Raw genomic sequence first — 16,335 nt, forward strand, 5'->3', positions numbered from 1 at the left:
TTTCTATTTTACCATTACGACTTTATTCAACTCACTCTTGAAACATCCGAGAATAAACTCTGTATAATAAAGCTGAGCATTCAACGACTGCGTTTTCGGATGAAGCTCAAGCATTTTGGTGAGAACGATTTCTCCTTTATATGAAAAAGAAAAATAAGCAAATATTTTGTAAGCCGAATTTCTGATCGGTGTACAATATCCGGTTGTAGAAATCGACCAGTCTGATTCGTATAATTTAGCAACATTCAATGCCATGGTTTCAGCGATATTCTCTGAAACACAGTCACAGTTTTCTGCTTCTGCCCGATCTACGTTCAGCAATCGTACTTTTTCAGGAAGCGTATAAGCTGTCATCCCACCTTTATAAAAAAATGAAGCATTAGGCATTTGTGAGAAGGCCAATTGTAAACATCCTGAAGTTACGCTTTCTACAACAGAAATTGTTTCTCCTGTAGTTATTAACGTTTGACTAATATATTCTAAAAGATTTCTTTGAAATTCCATAACATTGTATATTTAAAGTGATTTGATAAAAATTAAAAATCTATACTTTTCCAAGGATCAAGAACAACTTTTACGCAGCCGTCTTGCTTTTTGTCGAAAATATCATATCCCTTGGAAACCTCATCAAGAGACAGCCTGTGGGTGATAATATCATCGAGCTGTACTCTTCCACTCTGAACATGATCCATCAGTGTATCAATAATAGGATGAACGTTACATTGTCCGGCCTTTATCGTAATACCTTTATCAAAAATCTGCCCAAGCTTAAAATTATCATAATTCACAGGATAAACTCCCAGAATGGATACAATTCCTCCACGTCTTGCCGCGCTCATGCATGCTTCCAAAACTTTTATGGAACCCTTTTCAAAATTAAGAACAGCTTTCGCCTTATCCAATAAATTTCGTTCAGGTTCAAAGCCCACTGCATCAATACAAAGGTCTGCACCTCTGCCAGAGGTCATATCACGAATTTTAGCAACTGTGCTGTCAGCATCTTCCCAGAGAATGGTTTCGCAGCCCGTGAGCATTTTAATCTGATCTAATCTGTACTGAAGTGTATCAACCACTATTACTTTTTTAGCATTATGAAGAATGGCGCTTTTCACAGACATTGAGCCTACCGGTCCTGCTCCAAAAACAGCTACTGTTTCTCCGCCCTTCAGGTCTCCCCACATCACGCCAGTATACCCTGTCGGAAAGATATCTGTAAGGAAAAGAACTTGCTCATCCGTAAGATTGTCAGGAACTTTTCTGGGACCAAAATGAGCATAGGGAACACGAACGTATTGTGCCTGACCCCCATCATAGCCTCCGTACAAATCGGAATATCCAAATAAAGCTCCTCCTTTTTCTGTTAAAATACCGCCTTCCGGCCCATAATGATCGGGGTTGCTGTGTTCACATGCCGTAGGAAGCTCATGCTGACAGAAAAAACAGGAACCACATGCTACCGGAAATGGAACTACTACACGGTCGCCTATTTTCAGATTGGTGATATTTTTTCCTTTCTCTTCTACAATTCCCATGAACTCGTGTCCCATTACCATGGGTCTTGCCTGAGGGATTCCTCCGGAATACATATGAAGATCACTTCCACAGATCGCTGTGGAAGTTACTCTTAAAATAATATCATTTTCGTCCTTAATAACAGGATCGGGTACTGTATCGCAAGATATTTTGCCTGGAGCGTGAAATACTGCTGCTTTCATAATTTTATATTTTAGTGTATGTGTGGTGTAAAGGGTGTATTGTCAGTTAAGCGTTTCTTTCGGTTTCCAGATCCCAGACTCTGTGTTTTGCAATGGCATCAATAAATTTTTTGTCTTGATGTGCATCTTCTGCAGTAACGATAGCTGGATCGTCATGTGTCTTATCTGCCACATTGCTTTTATTATATATATTTTCCGTTTCGGAACCGAAATAAATAGCTTTACAGTGTTTGTACGCTTCATTTACGAAATGCAAAGTCAAATGTTTATTTTCCGGAGCCAACAGCTCTTTTTCGGATGCTTTTCCGTCACCTATAAACAAAGCATCAAAACAAACGCTGGCGATACTTGTTAAAGAATGTTTGGGTATAATAACAGAATCATCATCACCTTTTACAGGAGCTAGCGTTGGTGCAATAATCTCTACAACCGCCTCTTCACTTTCCAGTTTTGTTTTTAAGGAATTAATTGCTTTTGCATCAAATCCATTTCCGATAATGAACCCAATTTTTCTGCTTTTAATTGTATTTTTAACTGTATCAGCCATGCTTAGAGCATCTGAACTTTTTGTTTTTGGTTCTCTTTCTTCACTTTGAAGATCATCCGGATTGCTATCGGCAGGTAAACTTTGATTCGGAACATCTAAAGGTTTTACCTCAACGCCAATTTTGGAAGCTACTTTTTGAGCCAAATCTTTATTGATGAAATTCAACTGTCCCACCACTCTTTCTCTGATTTCAGGAATCGTCACTTTTGATAATTCGAAAACCAAAGCTTTCTGAAGATGCGTTTTTTCAGGATTCGACTGGCTGTTATAAAACATTTTTGCCTGAGAATAATGATCCACGAAACTTTTGCTTCGCTCTCTGATTTTTGTTCCCGAAACTCTCTCCTGATGCGAAGTAAAGCCACCATCTTTCATCATCGCCTGAAACGGACAGCCGCCGCCGATAGAATTAGGCTCATAACTTACTTTTCCTTTCACAATCTGCTGTCTCATGTGACCATCGCGTTGGTTGTTATGAACTTCATTGACGGATCTGTTAATCGGGATTTCATGGAAATTCGGAGAACCCAATCTTGACAGCTGAGTATCTGTATAAGAAAACAATCTTCCTTGCAACAGCGGATCGTTGCTGAAATCGATACCTGGAACCAAATGTCCGGGATGAAACGCCACCTGCTCGGTTTCTGCAAAAAAGTTATCCGGATTTTTGTTTAATGTAAAAATTCCGATAATTTCCACGGGAACCAATTCTTCAGGAATCAACTTTGTAGGATCTAAAAGATCAAAATCAAATTTATGTTCGTCTTCTTCAGGAATTAGCTGCACTCCGAAGTCCCATTCCGGAAATGCTCCGCTTTCAATAGATTCCCAAAGATCTCTTTTATGAAAATCAGGATCTACTCCGGAAATTCTCTGCGCTTCGTCCCAAGCAACAGAATGAACGCCCAATTTGGGTTTAAAATGAAACTTCACAAAGTGACTTTTCCCTTCTTCATTAATTAGTTTAAACGAATGAACTCCGAAACCTTCCATCATTCTTAAACTTCTCGGAATTGCTCTGTCGCTCATCAGCCACATGATCATGTGCATACTTTCCGGCATTAATGAAATAAAATCCCAAAAAGTATCATGAGCAGAAGCCGCCTGCGGGATTTCATTGTCGGGTTCAGGTTTTACAGCATGTACCAAATCCGGAAACTTCATCGCATCCTGAATAAAAAATACAGGTATATTGTTTCCTACCAGATCATAATTTCCTTCTTCGGTATAAAATTTAATCGCAAAACCTCTTACATCTCTTGCTAAATCTGTACTTCCTTTGCTTCCCGCAACCGTTGAAAAACGAACAAAAATGGGAGTTTCTTTCCCTTTTTCGGTTAAAAATTTAGCTTTGGTATATTTTGAAAGACTTTTATTTAAGGTAAAAACGCCGTGAGCTCCTGACCCTCGTGCATGAACAATTCTCTCCGGAATTCTTTCATGATCGAAATGCGTTATTTTTTCTCTTAAAATAAAATCTTCCAATAAAGTTGGTCCGCGGTCTCCGGCTTTCAAAGAATCCTGATTATTGTTTACTTTAAGTCCTTGATTGGTCGTGAGTTTTTGCTCTTCATTTGAAGTACTGTGCAGTTCCAGCTGTTCTAATTTCTGGTTGTTTAGTTCATTCTTTTCCATAATAAAATTGGGTAATTGGTGATTAACTGAGTGTATGAAATAATTCTTCTCAAAATGTGTTTTTTTGTTTTATTTCTTAAAATATTTAAACTTTAATCTGTTGTCTCAAATATTTTTTGAAATAATGTAAATCCTCTTTTTCTTGAATAGAAAGATAAAACATGATTTGGGTGGGCTCTTTTATTCCGATGTTACTGAAACATTCAAAATGAGCAATCAACGCTTTAATATGTTCAACTTCAACATCTTTTAGCATTACAAAAATTAGGTAGATGTTATCTTTTATTTCTTTAGCGTAGATCGTAGCACCGCTTTCAAACCATTCTCCTTTATTGATAATCTTCGTAAAACTTTTAGATTTTAGCGATCGTATTACCGTTTGATGATTCATCATATATTTGAATATCTTGGGTTGAAAAAGCCATACAGATACACCATATGGCTTATTAGCAAAAATGAATTACCCTTCCTGCTCTGCATCAAAATTGATGTAAGTTTCTGCAATTTCAGTAAGGTCGTAATCTGTATCTTCTTCTTCCTGAAGTGTTTTTTCCAGCAAGTCGGCAACTTTATCGTGCCCCATGGTAATGGCCAATTGGGCAAGACCGCCGTATGTGGCAATTTCGTAATGTTCTACTTTTTGTGCTGCAATAATCAACGCTGCATCACGTGTCATAGAACCTTCTTTTGTTGTTTTAATGATTTCTTCGCCTTCTTTTATGATTCCTTTAATGGCTTCACACTCTTTTTTCTGAGGCTCCTCATCCAGTAATTTGAAAACTTTTTCAAGACGGCTTACATGCTTTTTGGTTTGAAGCTGGTGATCTTCAAAAGCTTCTTTCAACTCTTCTGTGGTTGCTGCTTCCTGCATTTTGTCTAAAGCGTCTATAATTGCATTTTCAGCGAAATAAATGTCTTTAAGAGCATCCACAAAGAATTTATGTAAAGGCGCATTTTTCATTTCGTCTTTCTTCACAGTAGCATTATCTACTTTCATTTTTTCGTCAGTAGCAGTCTCTGTTTTTGAATTGGTATCTGTAGTTGTTTGTGATGTTTTTGTTGCCATGATTGATTTGGTGTTTAGTGAAAATTTTAAAAGATTACCCCTTTAAATAGATAAAGAGGCAATCAATGGAAAAAGAATTATGAATTATTACGTCTGCCTCCAAAGCCGGATCTACCGGAAGAACGTCCGCCTCCATGAGATGCCTGCCCGCCCATACGAGCGATTCTTGTACGTTCTTCTTTGCTCATAGATGCAAAACCTCTTCGTGATGATCCTGATCCTGAATTGGAACCACGACCTGAACTGCTGTTACTGTTTGATCTGTTACCGGAATTCGTGCTTCTTGAATTTCCGCTGTTATTAGAACTTGACCTTCCTGAGTTTGAGTTTGAAGATCTTGAGCTTGATCCAGAATTAGATCCAGACCTTCCGCCGCTGTTTCTGCTGCCTTTTGGTCTTCCCGGATTATCATGTCTGTGATCATAATTATCGTTGTCGGATGAATTTCTTGAAGATCTGGAACCCGAATTAGAATTGGATCTACCAGACGAGCTTGAATTTGATCGCCCTCTCGATCCACCTCTGTTTCCGCTACTTCCTGAAGTAAATCTGCCCTGGTTATCTCTTTGCTGATTTCCGTTTCCGCTATTTCCACGACTTCGTCCCCTTCCTCTACCGCTGTTATCATCATCGTCGTCATCATCTTCATCATCGTAATCGCTGTCATAGTCATCATCATCGTAGTCGTCGTCATCGTAACTATTTTCATAGTCATCGTCGTCATCGTAATCTTCTTCAAAATAATCTTCATATTCTGAGAAGTCATCATCATAATCTTCCTCATTTTGAGCATCGTTATAACCATGGTCATAACCTAGCTGATAAATTTCTTCAAGATTACTTGATGAATTGGAGTTTCCTCTCGAACTACGGTTGTTTGATTTTCTAGTGTTCATAACTGTTTTGTTTTGTGTAATTAATATTTTAGTGATGTTGCCATTGCCCATGACTAGTATAGGGCAATAACTTTTTTGGTTTTGCTTGTAAATTTAAATCTAAAAACTATTGCTTAAATCTTTTCTTAAATTGACTTATATAAAAGTCTTTGAAATAATGAATTAAATATATATCAAATATAAATGAAATATATTATCTTCTTTATGATTTGAATCACACTTTAGTATAAAATTCGCTTATTATCTATTTTAATGGTCTTACTTTCAGACATTTTCTTCAATGTCCGAATAACGGTCTCCACTCGAAGACCTGTAAGATCTGCTATTTGTTGTCTTGTTAACTGAACATGGAAAGAATAAAGATCTTCTTCATGATGGAAACTTTTAAGATAATCCATCAAGCCTAAAATTCTCGCTGTCGGATTGGTAGATGATAAGCTCTGCATCATCAGGAGATTAAAGTATAATTGTTGCGAAAAACAAGAGTTTAATTCACAGTTTAATTCGGGATTTTCTTTCAACAGTCGAAAGAAACTTTTTCTGGGTAATTTAATAATAGTACACGGTGTAAGCGTGATGGCATTCATGGGATAATTTTTTTTCAGAAACAACATAGAATCTCCGAAACTCTGCTCATCACTCAGAATATTATGAATGAATTCTTTTCCGTTTTCATCATAATGATTCAACTTCACTGTTCCTTTTTTAATCTGAAAATAATACAGGGGAGCATCTCCGTCCTGGAAAATAAATTGTTTAGCCCGATAATCTATAATTTCAGCATCAAAAGAGTGTAACATTTCTTCATCGATCTTCATACAGCTTACGGTTTTCATACTATTTAATAGGTGTTTAGGGTTTAAATTTGTTTAATATAAAATTTTTCTATTTTCAATCTGCACTCTGTTATCTTTTTCCATTTTTTTAAGCGATCGTATCACGGTTTCAACACAAAGCCCTGTGATGCTTGCCATCTGCTGTCTCGTGAGCGGAACCTGAAATGAATACGGGCTCTGTTCTTCTTCGGAGCTCTTCAGATAATCCATTAATGAAATAAGTTTGTGTGCCGGATTTTGTGTACACAGATTTTGTGCCATAATGAGTTTAAAATAAAGCCGCTGAGAAATAGATTCGAATAAATCGAAACAAATTTCAGGATACAACTTTAAGATTTCCAGAAAAGTAAACTTCGGAAGCTTGAGAATTTCACAGGAAATTATCGCAACAGCATTTACGGGATAAACTTTATTGATAAAAAGTAGTGACTCTTCAATGCTTTGCCCTTTCCCCATAAGCCCCTGGATAATCTCTTTTCCTTCTTCATTGTAATTATTAAGCTTTACCTCCCCTTTTACAATCTGATAATAATAATTTGGCAAATCTCCTTCTGTGAAAATATTTTCTGAAGGTCTGTAGGATTTGATAACGGCACCCATAGAGTGCAATATATCTTCATCAATAACCATAATTGTTTGTTTTTTAATGTTTCTTTAAGATCATCAGCTTTAGTAAAAATTCAATTGGCATTTTAAGAGCATCAATTCTTAAGCCGACATGATACAATATTTCGTTAAATAATGTTAAAATTTAAATTATTTAAATTGAAAATTAATTTTTAATAAATTATTTATTCAACAAAACATTTATTGCTTTGAAATTCACAATAACATATAACAAAAATTACCCTCCTCGTAAAATGAATAAAAAACTATCCATTTCCAAGGTGGGTAATTCATTAAAAATCTTAGTGATGATTTAAAGTTGAGGCTATATTCGCCTAAAAAAGAATTATTTTCTGGTCTTTACCGTATCCATAGATCCAGAAGTTCCGGTGGTGGTGGAAGCACTGTCTACAGGAGGTATAATAGTAACGGTGTCTGTAGGCATGGTATCTACCACGGTATCCGACATTACAGTATCTGTATTAGTAGTTGTGGTAGTTGTTTCTTTTTTACAGCTTACCACTAAAAATCCTGCGACAAGCGCTAATGCTACGATTGATTTCATATTATTTTGTTTTGGTGTAGTTCAAATGTAGACAAACAATGTCCTAAAACTATATGATTTCAATCATAGGAGTGAATTATTTAGCGAATTTTTTGGTTCCTGCCACACAAAGAATCACTCCAACGGTAATCCCCAGCATTCCCGCGCTTACCTGTTCGTGAAGAAAATAGGCAGCCAATCCTAATCCGAAAAAAGGTTGTAAAAGCTGCAACTGACCCACTGTTGCAATCCCACCTTGCGCCAAACCTTTATACCAAAAGATAAAACCAATGAACATACTGAAAATTGAAATATATCCTAAACCAAACCATCCGTTAAAGCTTACTTCTCTCACATTTGCAGGAAAATAAATAAAAAATAAAGGAATCATAATGGGTAAAGCTAAGATCAACGCCCAGGAAATCACCTGCCATCCGCCTAAGGTTTTTGATAATTTAGCCCCTTCCGCATAGCCTAAGCCACACAAAACAACCGCTGCAAACATTAAAATATCTCCCATCGGGTTTGCTGAAATACCCTGAAATACCGCAAAACCAACAACCAAAGCACTTCCTATAATCGAGAAAAGCCAGAATACAGGATGAGGTCTTTCTCCGCCGCGCATCACTCCGAAAATAGCCGTCATCATCGGTAACATTCCTAAAAATACAATCGAATGCGCAGAAGTAATATATTGTACAGCCAAAGCTGAAAGTAAAGGAAAACCAATCACACAACCTATTGAGACAAGCAGTAATGAAAAAATCTGATCTTTTGCGGGACGCTTTTCTTTATTGATTAAAATAACAGATAATGCTAAAATGCCCGCAATTCCGGCTCTTGCAATCGTTACAAAAAGCGGACTCATCTCCATGACAGCCAATTTGGTTGCCGGCATTCCGCCACTGAAGATCAACACGCCGATGAAACCGTTGATCCATCCGTTGATGCTTTGGTCTTTTGATATTGTATTTGTTACCATTGAAATCTAATTTATTGGTCGGTTCAAAATTAAAAAGGAAAAATAAATAAACACAGTCTCAGTTTTGTATATTTGCATGAGCACAGTTTAATATGAACAAAGAATTTTTATATACAGAAATTGCAGGCGGTATTGCTTCACAAATCAGAAACGGAGTTTTAAAATCAGGAGATAAATTACCTTCTGTACGAAGGCTTTGCCACGAACATCAAATCAGCATGAACACGGCAAAACGTGTTTTCCTGGAACTGGAATCGCAATCTTTGATTGAATCTAAACCTCAATCGGGATATTTTGTCAGCAAATTATTATCGGTAAAACTTCCACTTCCCGAAATCAGCCGCCCGTCTCTAATTGCCAATAATGTAGAGCCCGACGAACTCATCAGTAAGGTATATGAAAATATTGGTAAAAAAGACATGACCATATTTTCCATCGGAATTCCCTCAGGAGACCTTCTTCCTCAGGCTAAACTTAAAAAAGAGATCATCAACGCCACTAGGGAGCTTAAAGAAGGCGGAACTGAATTTGAAGAGCTTCAGGGCAATTTAAAATTGAGAAGAATGATCGCGGTTCGTTCGCTAACATGGGGCGGAAACCTCAGCGAAAATGATCTGGTAACCACCAACGGCGGAATGAATGCTCTATCTTTTTGTCTGATGGCTTTAGGAAAACCCGGCGACACGATTGCCATCGAAAGCCCTTGTTATCCGGGAATTTTACAGCTGGCAAACGGTTTGGGCTTACAAGTTTTAGAATTGCCGACACACCCCATTACCGGAATTGAAATTGAAGCATTGAAAAAAGCAATTCCGAAGATCGATCTGTGTCTTTTAATTCCGAATTATAATGCGCCGTTGGGAAGTTTAATGTCGGACGAAAATAAAAAAGAAGTAGTAAAACTGTTGTCGGAAAATAATATTCCGCTGATTGAAGATGATGTTTACGGAGACCTTTATTTTGGTTCGAATCGTCCTAAATGCTGTAAATCTTTTGATAAGGAAGGAAATGTTTTGTATTGTAGTTCAATTTCCAAAACATTGGCTCCGGGCTATCGGGTTGGATGGATTGCACCCGGAAAATACAAAGATAAGATACTGAAAATGAAATTGCTTCATGCAACCTCATCCATCACCATTGTGAATGAAGCGGTTGCCAATTTTTTAAAATCCGGGAAATATGAAAAACATTTGCATCAGATTCGCAAAACGTTACAGAATAATTATCAGAATTACGTTCAAACCATCGCTGAACATTTTCCGAAAGGTACAAAAACGAGCCGTCCACAAGGCGGACTTTCACTTTGGGTAGAGTTTGATCAGAATATTAAAACCAATGAATTATACGATTTAGCCATTAAGCAAAACATCAGTATTGCACCGGGAAGAATGTTTACGCTTCAGGAGCAATTCGACAATTGTATGCGCCTTTGCATCGGGCTTCCGTGGAATGAAAATACAGAATCCAGTTTAATAAAAGTCGGAAAACTCGCTAAATTGATTCAATAAACGCTAATCAGCGGATTGCTCATTAGCCTTGAATATTTTAAGCTATTTATTATCCGGAACGAAATTTTTTCGTGCTAGTTCTTTTCTTACACGACTCAGACTTTCAGGCGTGATTCCTAAATAGGAAGCAATCATCCATTGAGGAACTCTCAACAATAAATCCGGATACATTTTGATGAATTTCATGTATCGTTCTTCAGCGGTTTCGCCTAATAAAGAGTTGATTCTGTCCTGAAGACTTTTGATATGTTTCTGAACCAAAATATCACTCTTTTCCAGACTGTTAGGGAATTCTCCGACCAATTTACTGATGAAATCGGGATGCAGTAAAAGCACCTCAGAATCTTCAACCGCTTCTATATAATAAATTGATTTTTCGTTGAAATACAAGCTGCTTCGGTCGGAAGTCAGCCAGCTTTCAGGGGCAAACTGAATAATATGTTCTTTCCCGTTCTTATCGATAGAATACATTTTAAGCAATCCTTTTTCCACGAAATAAATATGTCTGCAAACCTCGCCATACTGTAGAAGGAATTGGTTTTTAGAAACTTTTTTTACTTCGTAGTGCAGACTGCACATATTCACTTTTTCTAAGGGAACATTTAATACTTTTGCCAGATAATTATTAATATTTTTCATGTGTTTACAGAAGCTGACTTAGAGATATATCCTGATGAGAAGCATTGTTAACTGCTACTCCGTTTTCTATAACGATAAATTGAGGGCTTTCATGGCGAATTCCCAGATCTTCAGCAATTTTATTAGACAAAGCTCTATGAGCCAATAAATCGAGATAATAGAGTTCTTGACCAAACTCATTTTGATTTTCGACTTCTTTTTCAAAATTTCTCAAGACTGTTTTGCTGATAAAACAACTAGTAGAATGTTTGAAAATTCCAATTTTATAGGCATAAGAATTTTCAATCGCTACTTTTAAATCTGCTTCATCTTCTATCTTTTTCCAGAAAGATTTCTGTTCCGAAGCCTCACTTTTGCCGCCAAATATTTTATCAAAAAAACTCATACGTTAAACTGTTTTAAATGATGATCGAGGTGTTTGTACTCCAAAAATCCCCAATCTGTCTCTTTCATTTCTCCGAAAAGCCGATGACTACTTGGTAAATTATGTTTTTGATACACTTCCCAATATTCATCCAGCGTCTTTAGCAGGTTTTTCCTGCCTTCATCGAAATTACATTCAAAATTAACGATTAGTTTTTGAAAAGTTGGCATATTTCGGGGAATTCCGTTATTGAAAATCTGCATTTCTTTTTTAGTTAAAATTCCGATGGCTTTAAAAAAGGGATTAATCTCCGGAATTTCAATTTTCCGAAGCGGAATTTGCAGCACCAAATGGCAATGACAAAGCATTTGAGAAACATCCATAGTTCCCCATTTCCGTTGAGAATTTTTGCTAAGATTTGAAATTCTCTCTATAATTTCGTTAAAATAAATTCGATTGTGAAGACTTTTCTTTACCAACCTTTTTCTTTCTTGAGATTATCAATATGTGCAAAATGATGATTGCAGTGCCAAACATACATCGCCAGGCAGTTTCTTAAATCATAATCTACGTTTTGCTCCGGATGATGAAAAGTTCTCGAAAACTGCTCATGAGAAAGCTGTTTCAGTAAAGCAGCCCATCTTTGGTGAGTTCCTTTTAGCATTCCTAAAGCAGGTTTTATAGGCATTGAAAGGCTGTCTGGAAGTTCTGCCCATTTTGCCTCATCATAAGGTTTAATCGTTGGATTATCCTCTGTTAAAGCCAATTTAAAACGGGTAAAACTATTGATATGGCTGTCTGCCAAGTGATTTACAAGCTGTCTCACCGTCCAGCCGCCTTCTCGATAAGGAGTATCCAGCTGCTCATCCGACCAACCTTCAACAACTTTTTTTATTCTCTTTGGAAAATCTTCGATCACATTAATATAATCTGATATATCTGCATCGCTAATATATTCAGGTTGCTGAAACTGACCGATCGGAAATTTCTTTTGTTCTAAGTTGCTCATCTTTAATTATAGTTTTTAATACGCTAAACAGAATAACAGCGTCTTTATCTTTTAAATAATACAACATCTTATTTTTATAATTATCATTTCGAGAGAAAATCATAAAATGATGGTGATATTGTTTCAATTCTAGATCGTTAAAAAGAATTTCTTTTTTATCAAATCTAATTCTATCTTCTACAATTTCAATTCCAGAAACGTTGAATTTTTCGTTGTTTTTGAACTTTAAATAATAATCATAACAAATATTACCAATGATTTTATCCCACAATTCATCAATAATATCACAATACAATTGATGTTTTTCGTCTAATTTTCTTCTGTAGAAAAGTTTAAAGAATATTTTAAGTTCTTTGTTTGATTTATCTCTGATGAAAAATTGATATTCTCTTCCAATGGTAAATCTGTATCCATCGATAAAATGAATTCCGTAGCGAATTCCGGCAATATCTTCTTTGTTTAGAATGGTAAAAAGATCTTTGTTCTGATCTTTGTTTTCAAATTTTATAAAATTTTCGTCAATGATTAATGACCGTTTTCTGGTATCAAATAATCCGCGGACGATAGTAAATTCCTTCATAAAATATCAATGTGTCTGATATATATTACAGACGGTTTTTGAGTATTAGTTTTTGTAAATGTATCAAAATTTTAAGAATATTATTGATGAAAGAAAAATGAATGATTAAAGATGAATGATTTTAGTAAAATCAAATATAAAAAAAGCCTCAATTCTAAAATTGAAGCTCTATATTTTAATTAATAACCGTGTAGATTAATATCCTCGGTTCTCTGCAAAGTCACCTTTTTTCCCATTTTCTTTTGAATTACTCTGAAATGCTGCAATTCATCGTCTGTCAGAATGTTTATTGCGGTTCCTTTTTCATTCGCACGCCCCGTTCTACCGATTCTGTGAATATAATCTAACGGAGATCGCGGCAATTCGTAATTGATGACATAAGGCAAAGATTCGATATGAATTCCCCGACCAATCAAGTCTGTCGCTACCAAAATCTGAGCTCCACTCGATTTAAATTCTTCCAGATTATTTCTTCTTGCACGCTGCGATTTCTGACTGTGAATTGCAACCGCCTTAATTTTATTTTTCTTTAATTTTTCAACCAAATTATCGGCAGATCTTGTAGAAGAAACAAATATCAAAGCTTTTTCAATATTTTTTTCTTTAATTAAATATCTCAAAAATGGACCTTTGTTTTCCGGAGAAACGTGGTAAGCCAGTTGTTCAATATTATCAATTTCCACTTCCTCTTTTTTGATCTCGATCATCACAGGATTGATCGATAAACGCTCTTTCATTTCTGAAACTTTGTCATTTAAAGTCGCTGAAAATAAAGTCGTTTGTTTAGCGACAGGCATCATGGCAAAAAGTTTATTCATTTCTTCACCAAAACCTAACTGAAACATTTTATCAGCTTCATCAATCACCAAATGTTTTATTCTTGAGATACTTACCGCTTTATGTTCTATCAAATCCAACAAACGACCGGGAGTTGCGATGATAACTTCTACACCAAACATTCCCTTCATCTGCGGATTAATGGAAACTCCACCATAGACAGCCATCGTACGGATTTCACGCTTTAAATTATCTGTAAAAGCTCTGAAAACCTCATCGATCTGAATCGCCAATTCTCTTGTAGGAACCAATATCAAAACTTCTACATTACGATCTTTTTTAACCTCAGCATTTTGCAGTTTCTCCAAAATAGGCATGACGAAACAAGCCGTTTTTCCGGAACCTGTCTGTGCAATTCCCATCAGGTCTTTGCCCTGCAAAATAACAGGAACCGCCTGCTCCTGAATAGGAAATGGCTTCAAATAGCCTAATTTATTGACTGATCGAATGATATTGTGTGATAATCCTAAAGATTCAAATGACATAAAAAAACTTATTTCCTGCAAAGGTAAGCTATTGGCAGCTCTTTACCGATTGAAACCTACTTCTGTTGCAATTATTTTTACTTCTAATTTTAATTTTTATTAATAAAATGCCGATTTGTCCGATAAATAAAAATTGGAAAGTTTTTTGAGCAGTAGATTTTTGTAAATTTATCAAAAAAATTCAAGGATTTTAAATATGAAAAAAGCATTAATAATAGTAGATGTACAGAATGATTTTTGTGAAGGTGGCGCATTAGCCGTTCCGGGAGCAAATGAAGTGATTCCTTATATCAACCTTCTGATGGAGGAAAATGAATATGATCAAATTATCCTTACACAAGACTGGCATCCGGCAAATCATAAAAGTTTTGCAAGCAATAATGGCAGAAAGGTAGGCGAAAGCATTATCTTAAATGGTGTTCCGCAGTTTATGTGGCCAGATCACTGTATTCAGGATACTTTTGGGGCAGATTTCCATAAAGATTTAAATAAAGATAAAGTAACGCATATCGTTCAAAAGGGAAAAAATACTGAAATTGATGCGTACAGCGGTTTTCAGGATAACAACCATTTTATGAAAACAGGACTGGATGATTTCTTAAAATATCACGAAATTCAATTGGTTGAAATTGTAGGTTTAGCAATGGATTACTGTGTGAAATTCACTTGTACAGATGCGGTTGCTAACGGGTATGTAACCTGCCTACACTTCAACGGAACGCGTGCTGTAAATGTAAAACCGGATAATGGCAGAGATGCGATTTATGAAATGATTCAAAAAGGCGTGACTGTTTTAGGGTAATGCTCAAAAATAACAAAAAAGACGTTGAAAAATATTCAACGTCTTTCTATTTTTTAAACTTAAAATTAACTTGATTAAAGCATTTTAAGATTATTTACTTCCTGTTCTGAAAGAATTCTCCAGTGTCCGCGTTTGATGTTTTTCTTTGTTAATCCTGCGAACATTACTCTGTCTAGCGCTTCTACCTCGTATCCTAATCTTTGGAAAATTCTTCTGATGACACGGTTCCATCCGATGTGGATCTCGATCCCAACTTCATTTTTAGGCTTACCTTCAATGAAAGAAATTTGATCTACTTCTGCAACACCTTCATCCAAACGAATTCCTTCAGCGATCAATTTCATGTCTTCATGGGTTAATTTCTTATCCAATGTTACATGGTAAATTTTCTTCGCATCAAAAGAAGGGTGCGTTAATTTTTTCGTCATGTGACCGTCATTCGTTAACAAAATAACTCCGGTTGTAGAACGATCTAATCTTCCGACAGGAAAAACACGGTAAGGAGAAGCATTTGCTACCAAATCCATTACTGTTTTTCTTGCTTTGTCGTCTTTTGTAGTAGAAATATAACCTTTTGGCTTATTTAATAGTACATAAACTGGCTTTTCCGGCGTAATGCTTTGGCCGTCGAAAACCACTTTATCCGTTTTCTGAACCTGATAGCCCATTTCAGTTACTACTTTTCCGTTTACTTCTACCAAACCTTGAGTAATCAGCTCATCGGCCTCTCTTCTGCTGCAAATTCCTGAGTTTGCAATAAATTTATTAAGACGGATGGTATCTTTATGAACATCCTTTTCTATTTTATTCAGTCTTCTTTTTTGTACGAAAGATTTTGCGCCGTCTTTATTTCTATCATCACCACTTCCCGGTCTTCTTCCGTATTTTAAGCTACCTCTTTCATACTTATCTCTGGTGTCGAAAGTATTTGCAGGTCTGCTTCCACCTCTTTTCGGTGCAGATTTTCCAAAAGTTTTTCTCTCTTCACTCGAATTGGTAATAAAGTCTGTTTGTTCAATTTTTCCAAATTTCCTATCCATTCTATCCTGGTAGCTTGTGCCACCCGTCTTTCTTGAATCAGAATTTCTCTCTCCAGCCTTTGGAAATGATTTTTTGAAAGGTTTTGATCCAGAAGAATTTCCAGATCTTGAAGCACGAGAGTCATCAGAATTATTTCTTGTTGAACTTCTTGGTTTCTTTGGTCTTCCTGAATTATTGTCTCTGCTCATGCTAAAATATTTTTGCAAAGATAGTAATTTAGTTACGAGTTAAAAATTAAGAATC

Annotated in this window: 19 protein-coding genes; 2 read left to right on the forward strand and 17 right to left on the reverse strand. The window is 36.1% G+C overall.

All coding sequences use genetic code 11. The features are described 5' to 3' along the window. Positions 1–3 precede the first annotated feature (3 nt). From OXQ85_RS07430 to OXQ85_RS07475, 10 genes are all read right to left on the reverse strand, one after another. Positions 4–504 (reverse strand): CinA family protein, encoded by a 501-nt coding sequence (locus OXQ85_RS07430; protein ID WP_267403195.1) that lies wholly within the window; start codon positions 502–504, stop codon positions 4–6. A gap of 32 nt (positions 505–536) precedes the next feature. Continuing rightward, a complete protein-coding gene (locus tag OXQ85_RS07435; RefSeq protein ID WP_267403196.1) occupies positions 537–1,715 on the reverse strand; it encodes a zinc-dependent alcohol dehydrogenase in 1,179 nt (392 codons plus the stop codon). Positions 1,716–1,761: 46 nt separating this feature from the next. Next, positions 1,762–3,897, reverse strand: coding sequence for a catalase (locus tag OXQ85_RS07440; RefSeq protein WP_267403198.1), 2,136 nt, complete (start codon positions 3,895–3,897; stop codon positions 1,762–1,764). 85 nt (positions 3,898–3,982) lie between these two features. Beyond that, positions 3,983–4,291 (reverse strand): hypothetical protein, encoded by a 309-nt coding sequence (locus OXQ85_RS07445; RefSeq protein WP_267403199.1) that lies wholly within the window; start codon positions 4,289–4,291, stop codon positions 3,983–3,985. Between the two features lie 66 nt (positions 4,292–4,357). Beyond that, positions 4,358–4,963, reverse strand: a complete 606-nt coding sequence (locus tag OXQ85_RS07450) for a ferritin-like domain-containing protein (protein WP_267403200.1) — start codon at positions 4,961–4,963, stop codon at positions 4,358–4,360. Between the two features lie 77 nt (positions 4,964–5,040). Continuing rightward, complete coding sequence (locus OXQ85_RS07455; protein WP_267403201.1) at positions 5,041–5,859, reverse strand: KGG domain-containing protein; 819 nt, start codon at positions 5,857–5,859, stop codon at positions 5,041–5,043. Positions 5,860–6,080: 221 nt separating this feature from the next. Next, the gene (locus tag OXQ85_RS07460) at positions 6,081–6,695 is read right to left on the reverse strand and encodes a Crp/Fnr family transcriptional regulator (protein WP_267403202.1); all 615 of its coding nucleotides are present in this window, start codon (positions 6,693–6,695) and stop codon (positions 6,081–6,083) included. A gap of 33 nt (positions 6,696–6,728) precedes the next feature. Continuing rightward, positions 6,729–7,325, reverse strand: coding sequence for a Crp/Fnr family transcriptional regulator (locus tag OXQ85_RS07465; protein WP_267403203.1), 597 nt, complete (start codon positions 7,323–7,325; stop codon positions 6,729–6,731). A 322-nt stretch (positions 7,326–7,647) separates the two neighbouring features. Further along, complete coding sequence (locus OXQ85_RS07470) at positions 7,648–7,866, reverse strand: hypothetical protein (protein WP_267403204.1); 219 nt, start codon at positions 7,864–7,866, stop codon at positions 7,648–7,650. Positions 7,867–7,942: 76 nt separating this feature from the next. Continuing rightward, positions 7,943–8,827 (reverse strand): DMT family transporter, encoded by an 885-nt coding sequence (locus OXQ85_RS07475; RefSeq protein WP_267403205.1) that lies wholly within the window; start codon positions 8,825–8,827, stop codon positions 7,943–7,945. Positions 8,828–8,919: 92 nt separating this feature from the next. On the opposite strand from OXQ85_RS07475, the gene OXQ85_RS07480 reads away from it, so the two are divergent. Next, a complete protein-coding gene (locus OXQ85_RS07480; protein ID WP_267403206.1) occupies positions 8,920–10,335 on the forward strand; it encodes a PLP-dependent aminotransferase family protein in 1,416 nt (471 codons plus the stop codon). A 42-nt stretch (positions 10,336–10,377) separates the two neighbouring features. On the opposite strand, the gene OXQ85_RS07485 is transcribed toward OXQ85_RS07480, so the two are convergent. From OXQ85_RS07485 to OXQ85_RS07510, 6 genes are all read right to left on the reverse strand, one after another. Further along, positions 10,378–10,974: a Crp/Fnr family transcriptional regulator gene (locus OXQ85_RS07485; RefSeq protein WP_267403207.1), complete on the reverse strand. Its 597-nt coding sequence runs from the start codon at positions 10,972–10,974 to the stop codon at positions 10,378–10,380. A gap of 4 nt (positions 10,975–10,978) precedes the next feature. Beyond that, positions 10,979–11,359, reverse strand: a complete 381-nt coding sequence (gene ytxJ / locus OXQ85_RS07490; RefSeq protein ID WP_267403208.1) for a bacillithiol system redox-active protein YtxJ — start codon at positions 11,357–11,359, stop codon at positions 10,979–10,981. Beyond that, positions 11,356–11,817 carry a DUF1569 domain-containing protein gene (locus tag OXQ85_RS07495; RefSeq protein ID WP_267403209.1) on the reverse strand — a complete coding sequence of 154 codons (462 nt, stop codon included), beginning with the start codon at positions 11,815–11,817 and terminating at the stop codon, positions 11,356–11,358. Before OXQ85_RS07495 ends, ytxJ begins: the two co-directional genes overlap by 4 nt. Further along, positions 11,811–12,347: a YfiT family bacillithiol transferase gene (locus tag OXQ85_RS07500; protein WP_267403210.1), complete on the reverse strand. Its 537-nt coding sequence runs from the start codon at positions 12,345–12,347 to the stop codon at positions 11,811–11,813. The genes OXQ85_RS07495 and OXQ85_RS07500 overlap by 7 nt, the downstream gene beginning before the upstream one ends. Then, complete coding sequence (locus OXQ85_RS07505) at positions 12,295–12,927, reverse strand: hypothetical protein (RefSeq protein WP_267403211.1); 633 nt, start codon at positions 12,925–12,927, stop codon at positions 12,295–12,297. Before OXQ85_RS07505 ends, OXQ85_RS07500 begins: the two co-directional genes overlap by 53 nt. Positions 12,928–13,106: 179 nt before the next feature. After that, entirely contained in the window at positions 13,107–14,249 is a 1,143-nt protein-coding gene (locus OXQ85_RS07510) for a DEAD/DEAH box helicase (protein ID WP_267403212.1), read from the reverse strand. Positions 14,250–14,445: 196 nt separating this feature from the next. On the opposite strand from OXQ85_RS07510, the gene pncA reads away from it, so the two are divergent. Further along, positions 14,446–15,051 carry a bifunctional nicotinamidase/pyrazinamidase gene (gene pncA, locus OXQ85_RS07515; RefSeq protein WP_267403213.1) on the forward strand — a complete coding sequence of 202 codons (606 nt, stop codon included), beginning with the start codon at positions 14,446–14,448 and terminating at the stop codon, positions 15,049–15,051. A 74-nt stretch (positions 15,052–15,125) separates the two neighbouring features. Here pncA and OXQ85_RS07520 read toward each other — a convergent pair whose 3' ends face one another. Then, positions 15,126–16,280: a pseudouridine synthase gene (locus OXQ85_RS07520; protein WP_267403214.1), complete on the reverse strand. Its 1,155-nt coding sequence runs from the start codon at positions 16,278–16,280 to the stop codon at positions 15,126–15,128. Positions 16,281–16,335 lie beyond the last annotated feature (55 nt).

Source organism: Chryseobacterium sp. GM_Chr_2 (assembly GCF_026540445.1).
Classification (GTDB): domain Bacteria; phylum Bacteroidota; class Bacteroidia; order Flavobacteriales; family Weeksellaceae; genus Chryseobacterium.

Bases quoted from the DNA above. Each gene is read 5' to 3' on its own strand.
- ytxJ (WP_267403208.1), bottom strand. From the start codon at position 11,359: ATGAGTTTTTTTGATAAAATATTTGGCGGCAAAAGTGAGGCTTCGGAA.
- pncA (WP_267403213.1), top strand. From the start codon at position 14,446: ATGAAAAAAGCATTAATAATAGTAGATGTACAGAATGATTTTTGTGAA.
- OXQ85_RS07455 (WP_267403201.1), bottom strand. From the start codon at position 5,859: ATGAACACTAGAAAATCAAACAACCGTAGTTCGAGAGGAAACTCCAAT.
- OXQ85_RS07450 (WP_267403200.1), bottom strand. From the start codon at position 4,963: ATGGCAACAAAAACATCACAAACAACTACAGATACCAATTCAAAAACA.
- OXQ85_RS07470 (WP_267403204.1), bottom strand. From the start codon at position 7,866: ATGAAATCAATCGTAGCATTAGCGCTTGTCGCAGGATTTTTAGTGGTA.
- OXQ85_RS07445 (WP_267403199.1), bottom strand. From the start codon at position 4,291: ATGATGAATCATCAAACGGTAATACGATCGCTAAAATCTAAAAGTTTT.
- OXQ85_RS07465 (WP_267403203.1), bottom strand. From the start codon at position 7,325: ATGGTTATTGATGAAGATATATTGCACTCTATGGGTGCCGTTATCAAA.
- OXQ85_RS07480 (WP_267403206.1), top strand. From the start codon at position 8,920: ATGAACAAAGAATTTTTATATACAGAAATTGCAGGCGGTATTGCTTCA.
- OXQ85_RS07505 (WP_267403211.1), bottom strand. From the start codon at position 12,927: ATGAAGGAATTTACTATCGTCCGCGGATTATTTGATACCAGAAAACGG.
- OXQ85_RS07430 (WP_267403195.1), bottom strand. From the start codon at position 504: ATGGAATTTCAAAGAAATCTTTTAGAATATATTAGTCAAACGTTAATA.
- OXQ85_RS07520 (WP_267403214.1), bottom strand. From the start codon at position 16,280: ATGAGCAGAGACAATAATTCAGGAAGACCAAAGAAACCAAGAAGTTCA.
- OXQ85_RS07435 (WP_267403196.1), bottom strand. From the start codon at position 1,715: ATGAAAGCAGCAGTATTTCACGCTCCAGGCAAAATATCTTGCGATACA.
- OXQ85_RS07500 (WP_267403210.1), bottom strand. From the start codon at position 12,347: ATGAGCAACTTAGAACAAAAGAAATTTCCGATCGGTCAGTTTCAGCAA.
- OXQ85_RS07440 (WP_267403198.1), bottom strand. From the start codon at position 3,897: ATGGAAAAGAATGAACTAAACAACCAGAAATTAGAACAGCTGGAACTG.
- OXQ85_RS07510 (WP_267403212.1), bottom strand. From the start codon at position 14,249: ATGTCATTTGAATCTTTAGGATTATCACACAATATCATTCGATCAGTC.
- OXQ85_RS07460 (WP_267403202.1), bottom strand. From the start codon at position 6,695: ATGAAAACCGTAAGCTGTATGAAGATCGATGAAGAAATGTTACACTCT.
- OXQ85_RS07475 (WP_267403205.1), bottom strand. From the start codon at position 8,827: ATGGTAACAAATACAATATCAAAAGACCAAAGCATCAACGGATGGATC.
- OXQ85_RS07485 (WP_267403207.1), bottom strand. From the start codon at position 10,974: ATGAAAAATATTAATAATTATCTGGCAAAAGTATTAAATGTTCCCTTA.